This is a genomic window from Methanomethylovorans sp. (assembly GCF_041305605.1).
Classification (GTDB): domain Archaea; phylum Halobacteriota; class Methanosarcinia; order Methanosarcinales; family Methanosarcinaceae; genus Methanomethylovorans.
Genome location: NZ_JBFYLB010000164.1, coordinates 1 through 4103, shown reverse-complemented (window position 1 = coordinate 4103; position 4103 = coordinate 1). Strand labels below are relative to the sequence as shown.

General features: G+C 38.6%; 4 protein-coding genes and 1 pseudogene. 1 reads left to right on the top strand and 4 read right to left on the bottom strand.

Annotation, left to right across the window (positions count from 1 at the left end; all coding sequences use genetic code 11):
• Window positions 1-279, top strand: a 279-nt coding sequence (locus tag ACCM36_RS10120) for an FAD-binding domain-containing protein (protein WP_370573637.1), incomplete at its 5' end; no start/stop codon positions are given.
• A 19-nt stretch (window positions 280-298) separates the two neighbouring features.
• Here ACCM36_RS10120 and ACCM36_RS10115 read toward each other — a convergent pair.
• From ACCM36_RS10115 to ACCM36_RS10100, 4 genes and pseudogenes are all read right to left on the bottom strand, one after another.
• Entirely contained in the window at window positions 299-568 is a 270-nt protein-coding gene (locus ACCM36_RS10115) for a winged helix-turn-helix domain-containing protein (RefSeq protein WP_370573636.1), read from the bottom strand.
• A 748-nt stretch (window positions 569-1316) separates the two neighbouring features.
• On the bottom strand, window positions 1317-2537 hold the full coding sequence (locus ACCM36_RS10110) for an ABC transporter permease (protein ID WP_370573635.1): 1221 nt from the start codon (window positions 2535-2537) through the stop codon (window positions 1317-1319).
• 2 nt (window positions 2538-2539) lie between these two features.
• Complete coding sequence (locus ACCM36_RS10105; protein WP_370573634.1) at window positions 2540-3859, bottom strand: COG1361 S-layer family protein; 1320 nt, start codon at window positions 3857-3859, stop codon at window positions 2540-2542.
• A gap of 10 nt (window positions 3860-3869) precedes the next feature.
• Window positions 3870-4103: pseudogene (locus ACCM36_RS10100) on the bottom strand (ABC transporter ATP-binding protein); the annotation flags it as partial.

Here is a 4103-nt window from a genome sequence, read left to right as displayed (position 1 = left end):
GATCCGTGTGTGAACAATGGCAACTGGCAGTGGGCAGCGTCTACGGGTGCGGATGCCACTCCATATTTCAGGATCTTCAACCCCTGGCTGCAGCAGCAGAAGTTCGATCCGGAGTGTGAATACATTAGAAAATGGGTGCCTGAACTGAGGGGCATAAGCCCAAAAGACATCCATGCGTTGGAGAAAAAGGCTTTACCGGTGGATACTGGCTATCCACAGCCGATAGTTGATCACAATGTGGAGAAAAGTAAGGCGCTGGCTATGTTCAAGTCAGTATGATACAACCAATTAATGGGATTTACAGCTCAAAATCCTCTATAATTTTTAATATAACTCTATACTGTTTAAGGTATTCAAAACCTTTCTTTTTTAGCCTATAATGTTGCTTACAATCTATTGTATGGATTTCTACAAATCCTTTCTCAATTAATTCTGTTATATAGTAATCAAATTGACTTGATGACAGATTGGACTTACGAAGAAGAGGAGTTGGCCTAATGAGATTGTCATTTTTACTAATTAGAGACAAAATATCATATATTATCTCTAATCTTTCTCTTCTTTTCATTAAGCACTAACCTCTTTCCAAATAATTATAAATAATGCCATTTGAAAAAGGAACACGCAAATATCAATGAAAAGACTATGGTAAATAGGGTATCCGATCAATTGAATTATATTTAAGGTATAGGATAAAATGAGCAAATTGTAAACAATAAAATACTTGAATACCTTGGAACTTTGCCTTGTTTTCTTATACATGGTATAGAAAAAAAGCAAAGGGAGAAATAGAACAGGTATTGAAATTAAAGGAGCCAGTATTAATCCACCTACCACTACTAATAATAAGGCTTTTTTATCATTTTGCAGGGTCTCATAGATTATGCAATGTTTTCTTTTGATATCTTCATGGAAGAATGTCATTATGTAATTATATAAAAACAGAACTAAAGATACAACTAGGATATGTAATAGAATGAACTCAGGATGTAGATTTTCTATTTGACCAATTCTCATCAAATACATTAGAAAAAATGAAAATACAAGAGACATAAAAGAATTTTTAAAATATTTCAATCCTTCATATCCCGTTAATTCATAATATTTCTTTAGTTTCAAATATATAATAATTAAAATGGCCTCTATTATTAATAAAAAAAGATATGTGATCCAAACTGTTATTTGTGAAGTTGAATACATAGTAACATACCAATTCATATAACGTTTCTATATTAACTCTAGGACTAAATACAAAATAGTTATTTTGAGGTTTTGAGCATAAACAAAACCTCAATCTCTTTTTTCAAAAAGCTTCCTTATTCATACCTCAGGGCATCCACAGGTTTCATCTTCGATGCATTGTATGCAGGCACTACACCTGATAGGACGCCTACAAAGATGGCGATCGATATACCCATTACTACCAGATAAGGTGCAACTGACATGCTGGAAAGGCCTAGTAGTGGCCCCATGAAGTATGTCAGAATTATGCTCAATAATATGCCAATAACACCTCCTACAAAGCCTACAATTGCCGAATTGAATATGAATATCATCAATATATCTTTATTCTTGGCTCCGATGGCTTTCATAGTACCGATCTCCTTGGTCTTTTCCATTACGGATGTGAACATCGTGTTAGCAATACCTACTGCACCTACTACCAGGGAAACAGCAGCTATAGCTCCAAGGAAAAGGCTCATAGATGACAGCATCTCAGTAACAGTTTCAGCCATTGCTAGTGAATCTGAAACACTGAAGTCCCTATCGTCCTCGTTCATCACATTCCTTGAGATCATTAGTTTTGTTTCAATTTCTTCCTTTGCATTTACTACATTATCTACATCATTAACCTTTACGACGATCGAATCATAAACCTCAGTCTCTGCGTCCTCTATTATATCAACTGCTGCGTCTATAGGCATATAAATAGCATTATCATCTTCTCCGTATGCAAGTATGCCTATTACTCTAACAGATTTTCCATTAATTGTAACTACTCTGTTCACACTGATCTGCTTATCAAATACCTCATGTGCAATACTATAACCTATAACTGCCACGTTATTATCGGCCGGGTCAAGCAGTCTTCCAGATTCCAGTTCATATGTGGACATATACTGCCATACCTGAGGGTCAACACCATTTATTGAGAGACTTGCAGATTCACCCATAAAGTATACAGTTTCGTCTTCTCCTGATATCTGTCCATCGATATAGGAAATATTGCCTATCAGCTTAATGGCCCTTATATCCTTTTTAGTAAGTTCAGCATCCGTGGATGAACCACCTCCCCCTCCCATACCGGGTGGTCCCATTGATGAAGAAGCCTTGGTATACCCGGGTGTGATAGTAATTAATGTCAAGTCCATATCCGAAAGACGACTTTCCATATCTGCTGTCATACTATCACTTATTGCAATAATGCTTACGACCGCAGCTATACCTATCACTATCCCTATAATTGTGAGCCAGCTTCGGATCTTACTATGCAGCAGGATGGAAAGGGCCATTTTGAGATAGCTGCTGTTCCTCATTGTTAATTACCTTCTTTCTTCTTCCTGTAGTACGCAAGTGAACCCAACTTGCGGACAATAGCAGGGTTTTCACCGTGCTTTCTCCTGTAGTACACAACATATCCCGATGCAAGGATCACCAGCACCAGAATTATAGACACATAGTTAGGACTAGATGGGGATGTGTTCATTGCTGAACTAGTACTGTTCAGTGAGAGCTGAACCGATTTTTCTACACTGTTCCTCTGACCCGCAGAATCGGTGTACTCGATCAAAACTTTAAGATCATTGTTGGTACTTACGTTTGTGGATGCTGCTGAAGATATAGCATCTCCGCCCTGTCCACCGTTAGCATTGTCTGTGATTCCTCCAGCTCCTTGTTGTGATACTGCAAAAGAGGCAATAGTATAGTCCCCCTTTTCCAGGTTACCTACTATGGAAGAGGAACTGCCTGATACAGTATAACCATCCTGTTCAGGAATCGACACTTTCACTGAATATGCTTCATTGTTACCTATGTTGGCTATCGAGAAAGAGGCTTCTCCGTCAGAATTATCTGAGAATGCGACATCGAAATCTGTTCCACCACCTACGAATAAACCTGCTGTTGTTGAAATAGTACTGACGTTGGAGTTGTAGTCTTCTACCTCAAGAGTAATATCCAGCTTATAAAGTCCTGGATCTGCATTCACATCGGCCATTACCATGTAACTGACAGTTACAGATTCGTTGGCAGCGAGATAATTTATGTACTTGGTATTATCAGAGTATACCGGTAAAATTGAACCGGTGGAGTCTACCCAGGAAATCTGCATATTCTTCAATGGTGAACTTCCGGTATTTGTAATCGCAAAGTCAAGCTGTTCTTCAGTGGCAAAGTCTATACTAGACTTGCTTATCGTCACGATCTGAGCATATTCTTTGCCTCTTACTTCAAGCTCCAGTGTAGTTGTTTTAGTAGCACCGCTTGAATCTGTAGTGACGATGTCCAGCTCATATGTACCTGCTGACACATCACTAGCTACCTTAAATTTAAACTTCACTGTTGCAGCATCATCGTCATCCTGTCTGGCATTGAGATAGGATATTGTTTTGGTCAATGATTCGTCATCTACCTGCGAAAACGGATATTCAGGTTGCGCAGTTACAACTATGTTCTTAAGATCCTCATTCCCGAAGTTCTGCACACTAAGGGTCAGTTCAACTGTTTCACCTGGTCTTGCAGGGTTTGGAGTCTGGCTTATGATATCAACACTTAATCCGGATGCATCCACATAGGTTGCTGCAGAAGCATGTGCAATGGGAGATAAGATCAAAAGTATAAATAGTAGCATTCTTTTCATGGAAATCACCTTAATTGTTTTTTCTTTCTTCTATTGATTCCACCATTCCGTCCTTGATGTGAACAACTCTTTCAGCGTATCTGACAAGAGTCACATCGTGTGTCACAATGATTATTGTTTTTCTTTCTTTTTTGTGCAGTTCATGCAGGAAATCAAGGATATATGTTCCTGTTTTGCTGTCAAGGTTGCCTGTGGGCTCATCAGCCAGTATTATATCCGGGTCTACAGCCAGTGATCTGGCAAT

Excerpts from the sequence above, each read along its gene's own strand:
- ACCM36_RS10115 (WP_370573636.1), bottom strand. The coding sequence starts at position 568 with ATGAAAAGAAGAGAAAGATTAGAGATAATATATGATATTTTGTCTCTA.
- ACCM36_RS10110 (WP_370573635.1), bottom strand. The coding sequence starts at position 2,537 with ATGAGGAACAGCAGCTATCTCAAAATGGCCCTTTCCATCCTGCTGCAT.
- ACCM36_RS10105 (WP_370573634.1), bottom strand. The coding sequence starts at position 3,859 with ATGAAAAGAATGCTACTATTTATACTTTTGATCTTATCTCCCATTGCA.